At 72.2% G+C, this 18,513-nt stretch carries 16 protein-coding genes and 4 tRNA genes; 10 read left to right on the forward strand and 10 right to left on the reverse strand.

Going from position 1 to position 18,513, the window contains the following annotated elements; genetic code table 11:
• A tRNA-Arg gene (locus tag ACF3NS_RS14845) sits at positions 1-76 on the reverse strand.
• Between the two features lie 70 nt (positions 77-146).
• Here ACF3NS_RS14845 and ACF3NS_RS14850 point away from each other — a divergent pair.
• On the forward strand, positions 147-863 hold the full coding sequence (locus ACF3NS_RS14850) for a 4'-phosphopantetheinyl transferase family protein (protein ID WP_392467031.1): 717 nt from the start codon (positions 147-149) through the stop codon (positions 861-863).
• 54 nt (positions 864-917) lie between these two features.
• Here ACF3NS_RS14850 and ACF3NS_RS14855 read toward each other — a convergent pair whose 3' ends face one another.
• From ACF3NS_RS14855 to ACF3NS_RS14865, 3 genes are read right to left on the reverse strand one after another with little or no spacing between them, the layout of a single operon-like run.
• Positions 918-2,261, reverse strand: coding sequence for a M1 family metallopeptidase (locus ACF3NS_RS14855; protein ID WP_392467032.1), 1,344 nt, complete (start codon positions 2,259-2,261; stop codon positions 918-920).
• Positions 2,258-6,127: a Pls/PosA family non-ribosomal peptide synthetase gene (locus tag ACF3NS_RS14860; RefSeq protein WP_392467034.1), complete on the reverse strand. Its 3,870-nt coding sequence runs from the start codon at positions 6,125-6,127 to the stop codon at positions 2,258-2,260. Before ACF3NS_RS14860 ends, ACF3NS_RS14855 begins: the two co-directional genes overlap by 4 nt.
• 54 nt (positions 6,128-6,181) lie before the next feature.
• The gene (locus tag ACF3NS_RS14865) at positions 6,182-7,339 is read right to left on the reverse strand and encodes a PrsW family intramembrane metalloprotease (protein WP_392467036.1); all 1,158 of its coding nucleotides are present in this window, start codon (positions 7,337-7,339) and stop codon (positions 6,182-6,184) included.
• Between the two features lie 44 nt (positions 7,340-7,383).
• Here ACF3NS_RS14865 and orn point away from each other — a divergent pair, with 44 nt between their 5' ends.
• The 3 genes from orn (at position 7,384) to ACF3NS_RS14880 (ending at position 8,862) form a co-directional block, all read left to right on the forward strand.
• The gene (orn, locus tag ACF3NS_RS14870) at positions 7,384-8,028 is read left to right on the forward strand and encodes an oligoribonuclease (RefSeq protein WP_019287747.1); all 645 of its coding nucleotides are present in this window, start codon (positions 7,384-7,386) and stop codon (positions 8,026-8,028) included.
• 123 nt (positions 8,029-8,151) lie between these two features.
• Positions 8,152-8,227 (forward strand) — tRNA-His (locus tag ACF3NS_RS14875).
• A 137-nt stretch (positions 8,228-8,364) separates the two neighbouring features.
• Positions 8,365-8,862 carry a hypothetical protein gene (locus tag ACF3NS_RS14880; protein ID WP_392467038.1) on the forward strand — a complete coding sequence of 166 codons (498 nt, stop codon included), beginning with the start codon at positions 8,365-8,367 and terminating at the stop codon, positions 8,860-8,862.
• A gap of 450 nt (positions 8,863-9,312) precedes the next feature.
• On the opposite strand, the gene ACF3NS_RS14885 is transcribed toward ACF3NS_RS14880, so the two are convergent.
• Positions 9,313-10,293, reverse strand: a complete 981-nt coding sequence (locus ACF3NS_RS14885) for a P-loop ATPase, Sll1717 family (protein ID WP_392469139.1) — start codon at positions 10,291-10,293, stop codon at positions 9,313-9,315.
• 101 nt (positions 10,294-10,394) lie between these two features.
• Here ACF3NS_RS14885 and ACF3NS_RS14890 point away from each other — a divergent pair, with 101 nt between their 5' ends.
• A complete protein-coding gene (locus ACF3NS_RS14890) occupies positions 10,395-11,684 on the forward strand; it encodes an ISL3 family transposase (RefSeq protein ID WP_289032526.1) in 1,290 nt (429 codons plus the stop codon).
• Here the strand turns inward: ACF3NS_RS14890 and ACF3NS_RS14895 are convergent.
• Positions 11,656-12,246: a hypothetical protein gene (locus tag ACF3NS_RS14895; RefSeq protein ID WP_392467040.1), complete on the reverse strand. Its 591-nt coding sequence runs from the start codon at positions 12,244-12,246 to the stop codon at positions 11,656-11,658. The two genes, ACF3NS_RS14890 and ACF3NS_RS14895, sit on opposite strands and share 29 nt — an antisense overlap.
• A gap of 884 nt (positions 12,247-13,130) precedes the next feature.
• On the opposite strand from ACF3NS_RS14895, the gene ACF3NS_RS14900 reads away from it, so the two are divergent.
• Positions 13,131-13,286, forward strand: coding sequence for a hypothetical protein (locus ACF3NS_RS14900; protein WP_392467043.1), 156 nt, complete (start codon positions 13,131-13,133; stop codon positions 13,284-13,286).
• 500 nt (positions 13,287-13,786) lie between these two features.
• Here the strand turns inward: ACF3NS_RS14900 and ACF3NS_RS14905 are convergent, their stop codons facing one another.
• Both ACF3NS_RS14905 and ACF3NS_RS14910 read right to left on the reverse strand, forming a co-directional pair.
• Entirely contained in the window at positions 13,787-15,220 is a 1,434-nt protein-coding gene (locus ACF3NS_RS14905; RefSeq protein ID WP_392467045.1) for a thioesterase domain-containing protein, read from the reverse strand.
• Positions 15,217-15,573 (reverse strand): hypothetical protein, encoded by a 357-nt coding sequence (locus ACF3NS_RS14910; protein ID WP_392467046.1) that lies wholly within the window; start codon positions 15,571-15,573, stop codon positions 15,217-15,219. Before ACF3NS_RS14910 ends, ACF3NS_RS14905 begins: the two co-directional genes overlap by 4 nt.
• 168 nt (positions 15,574-15,741) lie before the next feature.
• On the opposite strand from ACF3NS_RS14910, the gene ACF3NS_RS14915 reads away from it, so the two are divergent.
• Positions 15,742-16,419, forward strand: a complete 678-nt coding sequence (locus tag ACF3NS_RS14915) for a copper resistance protein CopC (RefSeq protein WP_392467048.1) — start codon at positions 15,742-15,744, stop codon at positions 16,417-16,419.
• Between the two features lie 76 nt (positions 16,420-16,495).
• Here ACF3NS_RS14915 and ACF3NS_RS14920 read toward each other — a convergent pair.
• A tRNA-Lys gene (locus tag ACF3NS_RS14920) sits at positions 16,496-16,570 on the reverse strand.
• A 92-nt stretch (positions 16,571-16,662) separates the two neighbouring features.
• On the reverse strand, positions 16,663-17,244 hold the full coding sequence (locus tag ACF3NS_RS14925) for a DUF3618 domain-containing protein (RefSeq protein WP_288799615.1): 582 nt from the start codon (positions 17,242-17,244) through the stop codon (positions 16,663-16,665).
• A gap of 160 nt (positions 17,245-17,404) precedes the next feature.
• On the opposite strand from ACF3NS_RS14925, the gene bcp reads away from it, so the two are divergent.
• The 3 genes from bcp to arfB all read left to right on the forward strand — a co-directional run bounded on the left by bcp (position 17,405) and on the right by arfB (position 18,503).
• Positions 17,405-17,875: a thioredoxin-dependent thiol peroxidase gene (gene bcp, locus ACF3NS_RS14930; RefSeq protein WP_288799613.1), complete on the forward strand. Its 471-nt coding sequence runs from the start codon at positions 17,405-17,407 to the stop codon at positions 17,873-17,875.
• Between the two features lie 38 nt (positions 17,876-17,913).
• A tRNA-Leu gene (locus ACF3NS_RS14935) sits at positions 17,914-17,993 on the forward strand.
• A 54-nt stretch (positions 17,994-18,047) separates the two neighbouring features.
• Positions 18,048-18,503 carry an alternative ribosome rescue aminoacyl-tRNA hydrolase ArfB gene (arfB, locus tag ACF3NS_RS14940; protein WP_392467050.1) on the forward strand — a complete coding sequence of 152 codons (456 nt, stop codon included), beginning with the start codon at positions 18,048-18,050 and terminating at the stop codon, positions 18,501-18,503.
• Positions 18,504-18,513 lie beyond the last annotated feature (10 nt).

Genomic DNA, 18,513 nt, shown 5'->3' on the forward strand with positions numbered 1-18,513 from the left:
TGGTGCCCCCAGCAGGACTCGAACCTGCAACCGTCGGATTAGAAGGCCGATGCTCTATCCGTTGAGCTATGGGGGCCGGCCCGCCAGTCTAGTGGCCGGTCGCGCCGCTGCCTGCACCTCGTGACCTGCGGTGGGACGATGTCGCCATGATCACCGGGGACGTCGAGGTCCACCTGGCCCACGTGGTCGACACACCCGCGCTGCGCGGGCTGCTCGACGACGACGAGCTGCGTCGGCTGGACGGCCTGCACCGGCCCGCCGACCGGGCCCGGCTGGTCGCCTCGCACGCCCTCCTGCGCCTCGCGCTGGCCTCTCGCTGCGGCCTCGACGCGCTCGACGTCGTGCTCGAACGTCGTTGCCCCACCTGCGGGTCCGCCGAGCACGGCAAGGTGGCGGCGCCGGACCTGGACCAGCACGTCAGCCTCGGTCACGCCGGCGACCTCGTCGTGGTGGCGCTGTCCCCCACCGCGCCTGTGGGCGTCGACATCGAGGTCGAGTCCGCTTGCGGCTTCGAGGGATTCGCCGCCGTGTCGCTGCACCCGGTCGAGGTCGAGGAGCTCGCCGAGGTGCCCGAGCGCGACGCCGACTGGGCGCTGGCGACCTGGTGGGTGCGCAAGGAGGCCGCCCTCAAGGCCACCGGCCACGGCATGACCATCGACCCCACGACCGTCCGCGTGACGCCTCCCACCGAGGACCCGGCCCTGCTCGCCTGGCCCGAGTCCCCCTCGCCCGCGGTGCATCTCGCGGACCTGCGGGTGGCAGGCTCGTATGCCGCGGCCGTGGCCCTGCACGACGTCGACGACCGGGTCGCTGCGATCGACGTCACCCAGCTCGACGGCGACGAGCTCCTGCGCGTCGACTAGCTCCTCGGCCCCCGGACGCGCCGCGCGTGCACACCTGGCCAGGGCAGAGCGGGCTCAGCGGCGGGGCAGCTCGGGCAGGGTCGGCTGCTCGAGCCAGGCCTTGAGCAGCGATCGGGCGGTCGCTCCGCCATACCGCTCGGCGTGGGCCACGAACATGTCGGTGGTGACCACGGAGTGCAGGTGCTCGGCCACCCAGGACTGGATCAGCTCACGAAAGACCTTGTCCCCCACCGTGAGCCGCAGCGCGTGCAGAGTGAGGGCGCCGCGCTTGTAGACGCGGTCGTCGAACATGTCGGGCGCACCGGGGTCGGCGAGGACCAGGTCCTGCGGGCGGCGCTTGACCGAGGCGTGCCAGCGACGGGCCTGGGCGTCGGTGGACTGACCGCCCCCGTGCGGCGCCCACAGCCACTCGGCATAGCAGGCGAAGCCCTCGTTGAGCCAGATGTGCTGCCAGGTCGCGACACCCACGGCGTTGCCGAACCACTGGTGCGCGAGCTCATGCGCGACGAGCCGCTCGTCGGACCGACGCCCGGTGCAGTGGTTGGCGCCGAACGTCGAGAAGCCCTGCGACTCCAGCGGGATCTCGAGCGGGTCGTCCGTCACGACGACGTCGTAGGCCGGGAAGGGGTAGGGCCCGAACAGCTCGGTGAAGACCGCCATCATCTGCGGCTGCCGGCCGAAGTCGTGCAGGGCCTGGGCCTGCAGCCGGCGCGGCACGTACACCGTCTGCGGGATGTCGGGGGCGTCGGCGATGCGCACCGCGGTGTAGGCACCGATCTGCACGCTGGCGAGGTAGGGCGCCATGGGCTCGCGCTGCTCGTAGGACCAGGTGGTCCGCGAGCCCCGCACGACCCGCTGCACCAGCACCCCGTTGGTGACGACGGTGTATGGCGAGTCGCACGTCACCGTCGTCGCGTAGGTCGAGGTGATGCCGGGGTGGTCGTTGCAGGGGAACCAGGTCGGCGCCCCGTCTGGCTGCCCGGCGACGAGCACGCCCTCGGTGAGCTCCTCCCAGCCGACCTCGCCCCAGGGGCCGCGGCTGGGGCGGGGGTTGCCCGACCACTGCACCTCGACCACGGGGGCCGCGCCGACGGCGACCTGCGCGGGGAGCGTGACGGTCAGCCGACCGCCGCGGTGGGCGTAGCGGACGCGCTTGCCGTCGACCAGCACCTTGGCCACGGCGAGCGGGGCGGCGAGGTCCAGGGCCAGCCGGTCGATGCGGCGGGTGGGCCGCACGTGGATGCGCGCCCGACCGGCCAGGCGGTTGCTCGCCACCCGGTAGTCCAGCTCCAGGTCGTAGTGGGCGACGGTGTAGCTCGTGTCGCCGTGCGCCGGGACGTAGGGGTCGGGCTCGATCCCGACGGCGGTGCGGGGTCTCGGCAGTGCCGGGGGCCTCATGCCGACCCCGTCCAGGGCGCGACCGGGTTGCCGATCCAGCGGGTGCCGGCGGGCACCTGCTCCCCGCGCAGCACGAGGGACGCGGGCCCGACGGTCGTGGCCTCCCCGAGCCCGGCCGCCGGCAGGATCACGCCGTGCGGGCCCATCGTGGCGCCGGCCTCGAGGGTGACGGTGTCCATCTGCATGATCCGATCATGGAAGAGGTGGGTCTGCAGGACACATCCGCGGTTGACGCTCACCCCGTCTCGCAGAGTGACCAGGTCGGCCTCGGGCAGCCAGTAGCTCTCGCACCAGACGCCGTGCCCGATCCGGGCCCCCAGGGCGCGCAGCCAGACGTTGAGGACCGGTGTGCCGGTGGCCGCCCACGCGAGCCACGGCGCCGCCACCATCTCGACGAACGTGTCGACGACCTCGTTGCGCCACACGAAGGTGCTCCACAGGGGGTGCTCCACGACGCGGAGCCGGCCGACCAGCAGCCATTTGACCGCCACGGTGATCGCACCGGCCAGCACCCCGGTGAGCAGCAGGACGACACCCGCGAGCAGGGCCGCCACCCACCACCCGGCCTGCGCCCACAGCAGCTCCAGGGCGGCGACCACGAGCACCGCGAGGGCCACGGTGCACATGACGGGGACCACGCGGCACAGCTCCACCAGGGCGCGGGCGACCTTGAGGCGCCGCGTGGGGTGGTAGGTCCGCGACAGGTCGTGGTCGGTGGCCTGCCGCTGCAGGCGCACCGGCGGGCTCCCCAGCCACGACGAGCCCGACTTGGACTTGGCGGGAGCGGCGGAGAGGACGGCGACCAGGCCGTTCTTGGGGACGCTGCGCCCCGGCGCGGCCATGCCCGAGTTGCCGAGGAAGGCCCGCTTGCCGACCTTGGCCCGCTCGATGTGCACCCAGCCGCCGCCGAGCTCGTAGGACGCGATCATCGTGTCGTCGGCCAGGAAGGCGCCCTCCCCCACCCGGGTCATCGCGGGCAGCAGCAGGACGGTGGAGGCCTCGACGTTCTTGCCGACGCGGGCACCCAGCAGCCGCAGCCACACCGGGGTGAACAGGCTGGCGTAGATGGGGAACAGCTGGGTGCGCGCGCTGTCGAGGAGGCGCTCGGTGGCCCACACCTGCCAGCCGATGCGGGACCGGACGGGGTGGTAGCCCGGCCGCAGACCGAGCCCGAGCAGCCGCACGCAGACCAGCGTCAGCAGCATGAGGGCGAGCATCGCGACCACGGTGGCCGGTGGCGTCCACACGAGGGCCCGCACCAGGGCCTCGGACAGCGTCGGCGCGTCGTGGACGGCCCAGAGCACCAGCGCGGCGGCCGGGACGACGGCGAGGGTGGGGACGAGTCCGAGCAGGACCGAGCTCACGGCATACGCCGTCAGCCAGGCACGCGACTGGGCCGGGCGCTCGGTGGGCCAGGTCGGGCGCGCCCGGCCGACCTTGGTGGCGGGCGAGCCCGCCCACAGCTCGCCGTCGGGCACGACCCCGGTGACATAGGACCCGGGCAGCACCTCCGCGTCGCGGCCCACGACTGCGCCGGGCCCGAGGGTGGAACGGCCTCCGACGACCGCGCCAGGGCGCACCGTGACGTGCCCGACGTGCAGGACGTCACCGTCGAGCCAGTGCCCGGCGAGATCGACCTCGGGCTCGATCGAGGCACCGCGACCGAGCGACAGGAGGCCGGTGATGGGAGGCAGGGTGTGCAGGTCGGCGTCGCGGCCGATCTTGGCGCCGAGGGCGCGGGCGTAGTAGACGATCCACGGCGCGCCGGCCATGGTCACCGCCCCGACGGCCTCGGCCAGCCGCTCGGCGGCCCACAGGCGCAGGTGCACCGAGCCGCCGCGGGGGTAGCTGCCGGGGCGGACTCCGCGCAGGAGCAGGCGGGCCCCGACGACCGTGATGCCCATCCGCCCGACGGGCGTCAGCAGCAGGAACCAGCCGAGCAGGATCGCCCACCACGGGGCGGCGGGCGCCCAGGGGATGTCCCAGACCAGGGCGGCGACGGAGTTGGCGGCGGCGACCCCCACCAGCCACTGCAGCCCCGTGACCGTCGACAGGGGTATGCCGAGAAGCAGCTGCACGAGCTGGGCCCGCCGGGGCACGGGGGTCACGGTGCGCGGTGGGGTGTCGTCGGCGCGCAGGCGCGCCGCCATGACGTCGAGGTAGGACGCCTGGTCCGCGAGGCGCGGGTGGGCGTAGGCGTCGGCGACCGTCATCTCGGGGTGGGTCGAGCGCAGGACCGAGACCAGCTGAGCGGTGGTGAGGCTGGACCCGCCGAGGCCGAAGAAGTCGTCGTCCGGGCTGGTCACGGGTGAGCCGAGCACCGAGGACCACTGCTCGGCGAGCCAGGCCGTGGTGCCGGTCAGCTCGCTCGTGCCGCCCGGGGCGCTCGGCGCGAGGTCGGGCAGCGGCCAGGGCAGGGCGTCCCGGTCGACCTTGCCGGAGGTCTTGGTGGGGAGGGTGTCGACGACGGCGATGAGGGGCACCAGCGCGGCGGGCAGGACGCTCGCGAGCTCGCTGCGGGCCTGGGCGCGGTCGAAGCCGTCGGGGTCGTTCGGCACGACGTAGCCGACGAGGATCTGGTTGCCCGCGTCGGTGGTGCGGACCGCGGCGGCGGCGCCGGCCACCTCGGGCAGCGCCTGCAGGGCCGCGTCGACCTCGCCGAGCTCGATGCGGCGGCCCCCGAGCTTGACCTGCTCGTCGGCGCGCCCCATGAAGATCAGGCCGTCGGGCTCGTAGCGGACGAGGTCGCCCGAGCGGTAGGCGCGGTCCCAGCCGAGCAGGGGCAGGGGGGCGTACTTCTCGGCGTCCTTGGCCGGGTCGAGGTAGCGGGCCAGGCCGACGCCGCCGATGATCAGCTCGCCGACCTCGCCCTCGGCGACCAGCTCGCCGTCCCTGACGATCGCGAGCTGCCAGCCGTCGAGGGGCAGGCCGATCGAGACGGCACCCTCGCCGGTCATCCGCGCACCGCACGCGACGACCGTGGCCTCGGTGGGACCGTAGGTGTTCCACACCTCACGGCCGGGGCGCACCAGCCGCTCGGCCAGCTCGGGCGGGCAGGCCTCGCCGCCGAAGATGAGCAGCCGCACGGCGTCCAGGCTCGCGGCGGGCCACAGCGCCGCGAGCGTCGGGACCGTCGAGACGATGGTGATCCCGCGCTCGACGAGCCAGGGGCCGAGGTCCATGCCCGTGCGGACGAGGGCACGCGGTGCGGGCACGAGGCAGGCGCCGTGGCCCCACGCGAGCCACATCTCCTCGCAGCTGGCGTCGAAGGCGACGGACAGGCCGGCGAGGACCCGGTCGCCCGGGCCCTGGGGTGCGTCCTGGAGGAACATGCGTCCCTCCGCGTCGACGAAGGCCGCCGCGCTGCGGTGGGTCACCGCCACGCCCTTGGGGGTGCCGGTGGACCCGGAGGTGAAGATCACCCACGCGTCGTCGTCCGGCGTGGGACGTCCGCGCTGGTCGGCGGGCCGGTCGGCCTCGAGGTCGAGCAGCTGCAGCCGCAGGCCCGCGCCGACCACCGCGACCGCCCCCGCCTCGGAGAAGACGAGCTCGGCCCGCTCGATCGGGTCATCGGCGTCGACCGGGACGTAGGCCGCCCCGGCGAGCAGGATCGCCACGATCGCGACGTAGAGGTCGCAGGTGCCCGACGGGACGCGCACCCCGACCTTGTCGCCGCGGCGCACTCCCTCGTCGCGCAGCCGGTCGGCGAGCCGCGAGGCGGCGGTGCGCAGCTCGGCATACGACAGGACAGTCGTGCCGTCGTCGAGGGCCGGTGCGTCGGGGTGGGTGCAGACGACCTCGTCGAGGAGGTCGACCAGGGTGCGCTCGGGCGGCGTGCTGCCGCCGATCAGCTGTGCCGTTGCCACGTATGACGTCCCTGCTCTGCTCCCTGACCGCGACGCGGACCGACGGCCCAGACCTTACAGGGCACGCGAGCCGACGAACCGCGACCGACACTCCATCATGGTGGCCAGCAGGTGACGTTCCAGTGCGAGCACGCCGTCGTCGACGTCGCCGAGCTCCATGCGGTGCCGCAGCATCGCGAGGTCGCTGGCCGCGTCCTGGAACCGGTCCATGGCCGCCTGGCTGCGGCGGCCCCCGATGCCGCGCGCCCACTCCCGGGCCTGGCGCCGCGCCGGAACGGAGGAGAGCATGGCGACCTCCGTCGGGGCCAACCACCCGGCCCTGGCGTAGCGCGTCAGCTCGATAGAGATGATCCGTGCCTCCCGGCGCCGGGCCCACACGGCCAGGGCCACGAACGCCGCGAAGAAGGGCACCTGCAGGAGGACATAACCCGTGAGGAAGCCCTCGAGGCCGGCCACGGCGGAGAGGTTCCAGGCGGCGTGCAGCGCCACCGCGACGGCCCACCCGACCACCGGCGCGACCAGGCGCAGGGGGCCGCGCCTGCGGTAGACCGCGACCCCGATCCCCACCCCCGTGCAGCACGTGAAGATCGGGTGCGCGAACGGGCCGACGACGCCTCGCAGGACGAACGTCGCGACGAGGCCGGCGCCTCCCGCCTCGTTGAAGGCGCGGCCGAGGTAGAGGATGTTCTCGCCGAACGCGAAGCCGCCCGCGACCAGGCCGGCGTAGACGAGGCCATCGACCACGCCGTCGAACTCGCGGCGCTGCAGCCACAGGATGACCAGCACGCCCAGCCCCTTGGCGCTCTCCTCGACCACCGGCGCCACGACGACGGCGCCCAGCGAGGTCGGGTCGGTCCCCGTGGCACCGGCGATGATCGCCATCGTGCCGGTGTTGGCGACCAGCGCCACGGCCGTGGCGACCACCGCACCCCACGCGAAGGCCAGCACCAGCATCCGGCGCGGCTCGCTCTCGAGCCGGTCGATCCACAGGAACGCCGGCACCACCACCCCGACGGGGAGGGCGGCGAAGACGAGTCCGAGCAGCCCGGCGCCGACGCCGGTGGAGATGCCGACCGCGCCGAGGAGCACGAGCGAGCACAGCCCGAAGCCGATCATGAGCAGACCCACCATGAGCCAGCGGCGCAGCGTCGCCCGGCGAGGGGGGACGGCTGCGGCCATGGACAGCGGGGGTCCCCCGGGCGACCGACTCATGCCTGCAGGCTAGCCGTCCGGGTGAGGTGGCTACAGTGGGGCGGGTGACTAGCGCTGGCACCGACAAGGCCCTGACCGACCGGATCGTCTGGATCGACTGCGAGATGACCGGGCTGTCGCTCGAGCACGACGCGCTCATCGAGGTGGCCGCGCTGGTCACGGACTTCGAGCTCAACCAGCTCGGCGACGGTGTCGACGTGATCATCCGCCCGGAGCAGGCGGCCCTGGACCAGATGAACGACTTCGTGCGCGAGATGCACACGACGAGCGGGCTGCTCGCCGAGCTGGACTCCGGGGTGACGATGGCGGAGGCGCAGACCCGCGTCCTGGACTACGTGCGCGAGTGGGTCCCCGAGCCCGGCAAGGCCCCGCTCGGGGGCAACACCGTCGCGACCGACCGCGGCTTCCTCGCCAGGGACATGGCCGAGCTCGAGTCCTACCTGCACTACCGGATCGTCGACGTCTCCTCGATCAAGGAGCTGTCCCGGCGGTGGTACCCGCGGGTCTACTTCAACTCCCCCAAGAAGGTCGGCGGGCACCGCGCGCTGGCCGACATCACCGAGTCGATTGCCGAGCTGCGCTACTACCGGGAGGCGGTGTTCGTGCCGCAGCCCGGTCCCACGACCGACCAGGCGCGGGGAATCGCGGCGAAACACGAGGGCGGGGGCGGCGGCTCCCCTCGGGCCTGAGCGCCCCGGTCCGTCCCGGGCCGCCCCGGGCCGAACGTGGTCCGAACGTGGTCGGAAGCACCTCAGATCCACGGTAGTATGGTCCGCGCTGCTCGACGCGGGCGACCGTGGTCGAGGTGCATGGTGGGTGTAGCTCAGCTGGTAGAGCACCTGGTTGTGGTCCAGGTGGCCGCGGGTTCAAGTCCCGTCACTCACCCCATGTTCCCCGCATGTGCGGGGCGTATCTGTGGCCCGTGCCCCTTCCGGAGGGGCACGGGCCACAGTGCTTTCCGGCAGCGCCCTGTCAACCGTCCGGACCGTGACACAGGTCAAACGCCGGGCGACTGCGCCCACAGGGTGGGTCGCGACGGTTCGCCGTGTCCGAAGAGGCACGACACCCAGGAGCACGACATTTGGTACGAACGACGTTGGAGCCAGCACCGCGCCTACTGGCGCACCGAGACCGGCCGGCAGTACGAGCCCTTCCGCACCGAGGCCGACGCGAATGCCTTCATTAACGCCTGCAAGGAGCACGGCCGCGAGGTCATCCTCGCGATCCTGCACAGCACCGCCCCCGACACGATGGCCCAGGAGTACGACGCCGACGCGTCCCTGACGGCCCGCGAGATCCAGGCGGCGCTGGTGCTGCCGCCGCTGCCGGAGCGGATCCAGGTCCCGGAGCCGGGCGGCATGAGCCTGCGGTGGCTCGGCGAGCAATACGTTGAGAGCGGCAACAAGCGCAACGAGCAGACCCGCGGGGACTCGCTGGAGGCGGAGCAGCAGGCGCTGGAGCGCCAGCGCCCGCGGGCCGCGCCAATGTGCGCGTCGCTTGGGGGGACGACGTCGCGGACCTAGGTCAGGCACCTAGGATCCGACCTCCTAGGATCAGAGGCGAGAGGCTCGAGACCGTCGTCGTGCCTGGACCGCCTACGACGCCGGGCACTACGCCGACACGACAGGCCGCCAACCGGGCGTTCATCCCGTTCCCCGGGCCAGGGCCGAACCGCCCACCTGGAGCCCGAGGACCCGTGGCGGGCGCTGCTCGGCGTGCAGGACGAGCGCGGGCGCGGCGACATGGACAACGTCAACGCCTATGGAACGACCCGGAGCAGGCTGCGGACGAGCCGGACGCGAAGTGGGCCGCCGAGCTGGAGGGCGAGAGGCCCAGCATCGAGGCCCTCGCCGAGCCGATCGCCGCCGAGCCATGGGTCAGGAGGCCACTGCACCCCGAATGGGAAGCCGACTGAGGCGTCCGGCGCGGGGCCCGTGGGGACGGACACTCTGCCAAACGTTTCTGTCCGGCACCTACTCGTCGTCGCTCGCAGACACACCCTCAGCAGAGCCCTGCACCATCTCCAAGGCGGGGCGATACATGAAGGGCACCCAGTAGTCGGTGAGCCGAGGCTCGAAGAAGCCGATGACGACCAGCTGCTCCGCGACCTTCGCCGCATCGGTTGCGGAGACCGCCCACACGGCCGACAAGCTCACTGCGTTCTGCCGCGTCTTTTGACCCTCAAGCGCCTCGATGAACGGCCGCAGGGTCGGGTGCTCCGCGTAGAGGGTCTGGGTGAGCCGGGCTTTGGACACGGTAGGCAAGGCGTCCTTGAAGGACTGCCGGTCGAAGACCGACTCCCCATCAGGCGCCGCCTGGCCAGTTTCGAACCGGTTGAGTTGGCTGTTGCGCGTCTCGGTGAGCAGGTGGATAAGCTCGCGCGGCGCGTTCTGGCCGGTTCCGTCCTTGGTGCGCGACAGGCACCAGTCGAGCGTGGCTGGCTTCTTGCTGCCTTGGTCGATTTGACGAGGAAAGACGCGATAGAACAGATCACGCTGAAGTTGGATGTCTGACAGCACCACCTCCTGTTCCACACCGTAGTGCTCCCTCAGCGCGCTGCTGCGAAGGAGTCGCTGGACCGCCAACCGGAGAAGGGTGTTCTCGTTCCAGTCGATCCGCAGGTCCCGAGTGATGTGGCTGGCCTCACGAAACCCGTCCTTCGTGATCGCCTCCCAGATGTCCGACCGGAGGAAGATCTTCAGGTGGACCTTGTTGCGTGGCTCCAAGTCCCGATACACGCGGAACAAGGCGCGAAGGGCATTCGCCTCCAGCGCAGGGGAATCCGCGAACGCGATGTCGAGACGGTCCAGCAGAATCCACATCGAGGTTCCGGCCTCATCCAGGGCGTCTTGGGCGAGATCAAAGAGGTCGTCGACAAACAGAGCCCCCGCCTGCCGCTGTTCCGTCGTGGGCTCCGCGAACGTGATCTTCGGGATGACCGTCGTGATCCCGATGTGGCTCTCCGACTTTGAGCGGGGTGTCCTGACCTGAGGGGGCTCGTGGCCCCGGTCATGCTGTTGGTCTCTACTCCTTCAGCAGCAACGAGGCCACGAGCATGATCGACAGTACGTCAGTGCTGTTCGGGCTGGAAGACGAGTTCGTCGTCACCAGTCTCGAGCGGCTCAGCAGCAGCGACCTGAGGGTCGTGATCGAGCTGCGGGAGCGGGGGGCGCCCTGCCCGGGGTGTGGTGTCCTCACCGCGCGGGTCAAGGAGCGACCGTTGGTGCGGGTGAAGGACCTTCACGCGTGCGGGCAGGTGGTCGAGCTGTGGTGGCGCAAGCGGCGCCTGACCTGTCCCGAGCCGCTCTGCGGTACGGGTTCGTTCACGCAGCAGTCCGAGGCGATCCCCGCGAGGGCGCGGCTCACCGGCCGGCTCCGCGAGGCGATCGCGACCGAGATCGCGTCGGGGAACCGGGCGGTCGATGAGGTCGCCCGCTCCCATGGGGTGTCGTGGCCGACGGCGCACCGGGCACTGGTGGCCGCGGCAGCCAGGTGGCTACCGACGCCTGAGCCGGTGCGCGTGCTCGGGATCGACGAGACCCGCGCGAGGTCGGTGCGGTGGGTCCTGGCCGACGCCGGCTGGCGGCGCAGCGACCCGTGGCTGACCAGCTTCGTCGACGCCGACACCACCAGCCCCGGCCGGATGCTCGGGTTGACGCCGGGCCGCTCTGGGGCGTGCGTGCGCGACTGGCTCGCCGAGCAGAGCCCCGCGTTCCGCGACGCCATCGAGGTTGTCGTCATCGACACCAGCGCGCCCTACGCCTCCGGCATCCGGGCTGCTCTGCCCGACGCGAAGATCGCGGTCGACAAGTGGCACCTGGTGGCCCTGGCCAACACCGTCGTCACCGAGGTCCGGCAGCGGGTCACCCGTGAACGCTACGGGCGGCGCGGCACCACCGCCGAGAAGGTGTGGGTCAACCGGCACCTGCTCCTGACCGGGTACGAGCACCTCTCCGCCAAGCAGCGGGCCCGGCTCAAGGCGACCTTCGCGGGCGAGGACCCCACCAACGAGATCGGCGCAGCCTGGGGCGTCAAGGAACGCCTGCGACTCCTCCTGGCCGAGTCAGAGGAGCACCGGATCCGGCACCGGCTGTACGAGTTCTATCGGGACGCCGCGAGAGCGGACATGCCCGAGACCACCCGGCTCGCCACCACGATCGAGACCTGGTGGCCGGCCATCCACGTCGCGTTGACGATGGACGTCACCAACGCCCGCACCGAAGGCTTCAACCGGATCATCAAGAACACCAAGCGCGTCGCCTGCGGCTTCCGCAACTTGGACAACTACCAGCGCCGGATACTCTCAACCATCGCGCTCACCCGAGCACGACGAGACGCAGCATGACCCGGCCCGCCCCGCGGAAAGTCGAAGAGCCCCCGATGTTGGCATCCACGGACACGACTGCCTCCACCGACGAGGGCCTGAACAGGCGCCTCACGTAGTCCATAGCGGAATGAATGAGTTGACGTCGCGGCGCGGCGCTCGGTGGAAGCAAGCCCGCCTCCTCCAACTTCGCAAGGAGCTTCTTTGCGGAGTCATGGCGCAGGTCGTACTGCGCCAAGGTCTGCGCAATGATCGTCAGGAAGTAGATCTTCCACAGACCGATGAACTCTGGCTCGGTTGTGGGTGGGGCGGTCTCCACCTCCGCGAATGCCGTGCCACCACTGGGATTCTCAGCGGTTGCGAGCAGGATGCCCCTGTCGAAGAAGTCGCCCTCACGCGACATCAGCATCGAGTAGATGGCGCTCTTTCCACCCCCCTTGGGCGCGAAGATTACGTCCGCCTCGCCCTGGTACACCTTGCGCCAATTCTCGGTCTCGACGAAGTAGCTCGAGAGGTCGTCACGCTCATCCTCGGCGATCCGCGACCCCATAGTGATGGACTGAACGACCTGCTGCGGTTCCATCTGCGTCTCCTCGCCCCTGTGCTCTCTGGCACTCGCGCCATTCGCGTGCCGCACCGCAGGTTACCCGGCGTGGCTGCCCCGTTGGAGGCGCCGGTGGGGGAGTTGTCCCGGGCCGCTTGGCCCCATTGTCCGCGTGCTGTGGCAGGGTCGCCCATGTGTCCGAGGAGACCTGGCGACCCCTGGGGGTCGATTCGGATGCGGAAGTCGCCACGTACGACGCGCTCCACGACGGCGTCCCGGCCTGGCTGTCTGCCCCGTTTTGGCGTTGGATCAGGGACGCCCTGACCGTGGGCCGGGCAGCCCCTCTCGGCAGGGGGATCATCCCAGTCCTCGCGATCGAGGGCGCCCGAGGAGATGGCGCAGACGCTGCGGATCCTCCTGCCTGACCTACGGGTCCGTAGCTTCGACGGTGCGAGCGTGCGCAGTCAGCTGGACGCCGTGAAGGACTCTGTGCACCGTCAGGCCCAACCGCTTCAGGTCGCCGACTACCTCCTCGCGCACGGGGCTTCGAACGCCACGCAACTGGAGGCCATGCTCGCCCGGGGGAAGTCGGCATGGACGGTCGGGTCGCGAGCCGAAAGACCCGGCCTCGTCCGGCGTGTCCCGAGCGGGGTCCAGGCCGCCTCCGACTCCGTCATGTCACGCGCGGGCCGGGCCGGGGCACGGCTGGCCAGGTCTTGGGAGGCGCTCGACAGCGTCTCGCCCGACCCGAGCGCCGCGTACTCGCTCGCGATCAAGGCGGTCGAGGACGCCACCGTGCCGGTCGTCTCGCCAGCGGCGGTTCCGCCACCCTCGGGAAGGTGCTCGGACAGCTGGAATCCCAGGGCGGCTGGCGCCTCCCCCTCGTCCAAGAGCACACGCGTGCACCCTCCCAGGAGGTGCTCGTGAGCACGCTGCGGCTGCTCTGGCACGACAGGCACGGCGGGCAGCCGTCGGCCCCAAGCGACGTGTCCATCGAGGAGGCCACCGTCGCGGTATCGCTGGCCGTGACGCTCGTGAACCTCTTCCACGCCGGCGTCGTCGTTCGAAGGCCCGAGTAACCCGCCCCCCCCGCACGTGACGAAGAGGCTCGGAACCGGGGCAGGACAGTCCGCTCCCCCCGGCGTGCCGCACCCGAACGACCGGCCGGGGTCGCGGGGATGTGGGTCGATGAACACATCCCGAGGTGGAGGCTGGGCGGGGAGTTTGGATCCGGCGAGCCAGCTCCCATGGTGTGGGACGCGCCCGGACAGGGCTGCAGCCGACGGGTCGACTGGCCATTGGACCGCGTTTGCGCACCTGTCTCGGCACCGCGACCACCTCTCACCGTGAGGGGGCGGGAGGGGGCAATGGGAGCTGCTCACGACTGAACAGCACTGAGATCAACTGATACTGACGGAGATGAGGACGACGGCGTCGGCTCGAAAGGTCCACAGACACGTCTCTCCGAGCACTGCGAGCGACAACTTCAAGTCCCGTCACTCACCCCAGTCGACGAGAGGCCCCGGACCGTGACGGTCCGGGGCCTCTCGGCTGCCTGCCCGAACCGCGCCCTCGCGGCTCACCATCGCCGGTCGGCGGTGATGCGGACGTGGGTGGTCTCCATCGACGCCGCTGCCCCGTCCTCGGTGAGCACGCCGACCGCACGCATCTCGCTGACCACGCGAGCCAGCGAAGGGTCCGTGGCAGCGAGCTCGTCGACCTCGTCGGCCGCCCGGGCGTAGGTCCGCAGGTCGTGGTTGGGGCCCGTGCCCGCAAGACCGCTGTCGAACCGCACCGTCACGCGCCGGGCGCGGTCGCCGTTGGCGCGCCCGTCGAGCTTGGTGACGAGGTCCCGGTCGCCGTCGAGCGCCAGCGTGGTCACGCCGCGAGGCTGCCGCAGGTTGGCGATCGGCGACGCCACCGCGAGCACGTGCGTCACGCGGTAGCCCTGGCTGCGCAAGCGGTCGGCGGCCACCACCGCGGCCATGCCGCCCTGCGAGTGCCCCGCCAGCGCGATCGGCACGTCCTTGGGCACGCCCGCCGCCACCACGGCCGCTTCGACGCCACGGGCGTAGGCGGTGGCCTCCCCACCCATCAGGCCCACGTTGCCGCCGAGGTCTCGGACCTGGTCCGTCTCCTCCCCCGGCAGGCTCCAGGCGTCGGTGCCCGGGACGTCGACGAGCACCGCCTGCCGGTCCGTCCCGTCCTGCCGGCTGGTGATGCGCCGCACCGCGATCGTGCCGTCCTCGCGGGCGTTGGTCTCGGCGAGGCCCCGCACCACGTCGGCGGTGCGCCCGGGCGCCGGGCCGACCGACACGGGACCTGCTGCCGCCAGGACGGGCTCGCCATCGATCCACAGCGGCGCGGCGGCGTGCGCGACCACCGCGACCGGCGACAGCTGCGCGTGCTCCCCCAGGACCTCCTCGCCCTGGGCGAGACGGTCGGCCGCGACAACCGGAGCCGCGAGGGCAGCCGCACCATTGATCCGGTGCTCCAGCTCCCCCGCGTGCTCGGACGCCCACCGGTCGGCCGCCTCCCGAGGTGAGAGCGGCTCGCCGGCCCGCAGCGCCTCCGTCAGGTAGGCCTCCCCCACCGAGCGGGACGTGCCCACGGGGTCGCGGACGACACCGTCGACCGCGAGGACCACGCCGGCCGCGTCGCGGGCGTCCCACAGGGCGGTGTTGGCGACCTCGGCCAGGTCGTAGCCGCTCGCCGCCGTCACGAGAGCGTTGCCGACGACCCGTGCGCCACCCGCGACGACGAGCGGGGAGAACGGGCCGATCAGCGACCGCTGCAGCGCCGCGGCGGCCGCCAGCGCGGTGGCCGGGGCAAGGACCGCCGTCGCGTCGACCGCGAGACCCGCGCCTGCCAGGGCGCCCGCGACGCCCAGCTCGTCGAGATCGGCGCCCACGCCCCGGCACAGCACGCCCAGCACCTGCACGTCGTCCACGACCACCCTGATGCCGCCGGCGCCGCCGTCGACGCCCGTGATCCGGGGCCCGTCCCCGGTCACCGGAGGCCCACCAGGCCCGTGCCCACCGGCTCGTCACGCAACACCCGGCGCACCGCCTCGGCCCCCTGGTCGGCGGCGTCGTGGACGGCGGCCGCGGTCGAGACGAGCTCGGCCCAGGCGGCGGAGACCGCCATACCGTGCGCTCTGACCGCGACCGCCGCCTCCTGCACCTGCTCGGACCCCGCGCGCAGACCGACGACGAGGTCGTCGACCCGGTCCCGGGCGGCCTGGGCGGCCGGGGACTGCCAGTCCACCACCGCAGCCGCCTGCGCGAGCCGCTCCGCCGCCCGCCCCATGCCCGCCGCGTGCTGCTCCAGCACCGCCGCGCACGCCACGACCTGACCACCGTCCATGCTCACCTCCGCCGCCGCGCCGTCCTCCCATGGACGGCCCTGGTGAGGATGCTAGGAAGGACCTGCACCACCCCGGGACGCACCCGCTCTGCCTGGGGACGACGCCGACCGGATCGCGACGACCTGTGAACAACTCGGCCGCGAGACGGGTCCAGACCGGAAGGAACCATGCCCACCCACGTCAGCCCAGCCCGCCACGTCGCCCTGCCGCTGCTGATCCTCCTCACCGCAGCGCTCGCCCTGCTCGGTGCCGGGCCGGCGTCCGCGCACTCGGCCCTCGTGTCCGCCGACCCCGCCGACGGCAGCACCCTGCGCACCGCACCGACGGCGGTGACCCTGACCTTCAACGAGGACGTCAAGGGGCAGTTCAGCAAGGTCATCGTCACCGACCCCGAGGGTCGCCAGGTCGCCGAGGCAGCCACGGTCGCCGGCCCCGTGGTCAGCGCCAGGCTCCCTGCCGGGCTGGTCGACGGCCGCTACCGCGTCGTCTACAGCGTCGTCAGCGCCGACACCCACCGGATCGCCGGCGAGCTGCACTTCACGCTCGCGACGTCCGGGGCCACCGGTGCTCCCACGTCCACCACGTCCACCACGCCCACCTCGTCCCCCGCGACGACGAGCGCGCCCGCCTCGTCGAGCCCCACGTCGACCGGCCCCACGTCGACCAGCCCCGCGACGACGAGCCCGACCGCCCAGCCTGCGAGCCCGCCGGCGTCCCCGCCCCCCGGCGGCAGCTCCCCGTGGCTGTGGGTCGGCCTGGCCCTCGTCCTCGCCGCAGGGGGGCTGGTGAGTCTGAGCCGCCTGACCCGTCGTCGCCGCGCCGGCGACGAGGGTGGCCGCCCCTGACCAGGTCCGAGGCGCAGCAGCGAGGCGCCCCGGACACGACGAAGGGCCCGGTCCACTGGACCGGGCCCTTCGGATCTGGTGCGCCGCCAGGGATTCGAACCCCGAACCCAGTGATTAAGAGTCACTTGCTCTGCCATTGAGCTAGCGGCGCAACGAGGTAAGACCCTACCAGGTCAGCGGGCCGACATGAAATCGAGGTGACCCCGCCGCGACGGGGTCACCACGACAGTGGAACGTATGGGCTCAGCCGTGGTTGCGGCGCGCGACGCCCAGGCTGATCAGGACGGCGCCCACGGCGGCCAGCCCGGTGGCGACGCGCTCCAGGCGCAGCTCGCCGTCGGCGTCGTGGGTGGCCTCGTCGACCTTGAGCCGGGCCTGGTCGGCCTTGACCTGGGCGCGGGACTTCAGGTCCGCGAAGGAGTTCTGCGACGACGGGTCGGCGTGCTGGCCCTGGCTCTCGGACCGGGACTTCAGCTCGTCGATCTTGGCGGTGGCGGTGGCCTTGAGCTCCTCGGCCTTGAGCGTCGCCGTCGCCTTGAGCTCCTCGGCCTTGGCCTTGGCCTGGTCGGCCACGGAGGCGTCGGCGTGGGTGGTCGTGGTGGTCGCGGAGTAGCGGCTCGGCCCCGTGGTGGCGCTCGCGGACGTCCCCATGAACGAGTGGTACTTGGCCATGAGCGAGTCGCGCAGCTGGCGCTTCTGGTCGGCCACGATGTTCTTGGGCTGGGCGCGGAAGGCCAGCTCGTCGATGGTGGCGGCCAGACGCTCACGGCTCTTGGCGATGTCGGTCTCGAGGTCGGAGACGGACTTGTTGGGCTGCTCGGTCACGATGCTCTCCTAGCGTGGGGGAATGCGCGGGACGCGGGTTCTGCGTCGACGATAACGCAGGTGAGGTGCCCCACGTCGGAGCATCCGCCTGCGCGGCTGCAGTCCGGCATACCCCGTAGGCTCGGGGTGCATCCCGACCAGCCGCCCGGAAGGACCCGACATGCCCCGTCTCGAGCCCGGCGACCAGGCCCCCGACTTCACCCTCCCCGACGACACGGGCGCGCCGGTGTCCCTCGCGGACTTCCGCGGGCGGCGGCTCGTGATCTTCTTTTACCCCGCCGCCATGACGCCCGGCTGCACCACCGAGGCCTGCGACTTCCGGGACTCGCTCGGATCCTTGCGGGCGGCGGGCTACGAGGTGGTGGGGATCAGCAAGGACGCGCCGGACAAGCTCGCGCGCTTCCGCGAGAAGGAGGGCCTCACCTATCCCCTCCTCGGCGACCCCGACCTCGGCGTCCTCACGGCGTACGGCGCCTACGGCGAGAAGAAGAGCTACGGCAAGACGATCCAGGGCGTGATCCGGTCCACGATCGTGCTCGACGAGCAGGGCCGGGTCGAGCTGGCCAAGTACAACGTCAAGGCCAAGGGCCACGTCGCCTCGCTGTCCAGGTCCCTCGGCCTCGCCGAGTAGCCTGGGCCTCCTGCCCGGTCGCGTGGTCGGCCGGGCTCGCGCACGTGGTGGAACTGGCAGACACGCAGGATTTAGGTTCCTGTGCCCCGGCGTGCGGGTTCGAGTCCCGCCGTGCGCACCTCTCCCGCCCGGCTCACCCTGGTGAGCCGGGCGCCTCTGTCACAGTGGTCGTATGCCGACCGCCGACCTCCGCGTCCCTCCCGGCCCGGGCATCCCGCGCGGGCTCGTGGTGCCGGCGGCCGAGCTGACCGAACGCTTCTCGCGGAGCTCGGGCCCCGGGGGTCAGGGCGTCAACACCACCGACTCGCGGGTGCAGCTGTCCTGGTCTCCCGCCACCTCCGCCGCGCTGACCGAGGCGCAGCGGGGCCGGGTGGTCGCGGCCCTGGCGTCACGCCTGGTCGACGGGGTGATCACGATCGACGCGTCCGAGCACCGGTCCCAGCGCCAGAACCGCCAGGCGGCGCGGATGCGGTTGGCGGACGGCATACGGCAGGCCCTGGCTCCCCCACCGCCCCCGAGGCGAGCGACCAAGCCCACCAAGGGGTCCCAGCGCCGCCGGCTCGCCGCCAAGGCCCGCCGCGCGGACGTGAAGTCCGGCCGCGGCCGGGTGACCCGCGCCGACGACTGATCCGCTCGTC

This window comes from Arsenicicoccus cauae, from assembly GCF_043162025.1.
GTDB classification, from domain to species: Bacteria; Actinomycetota; Actinomycetes; order Actinomycetales; family Dermatophilaceae; genus Arsenicicoccus; species Arsenicicoccus cauae.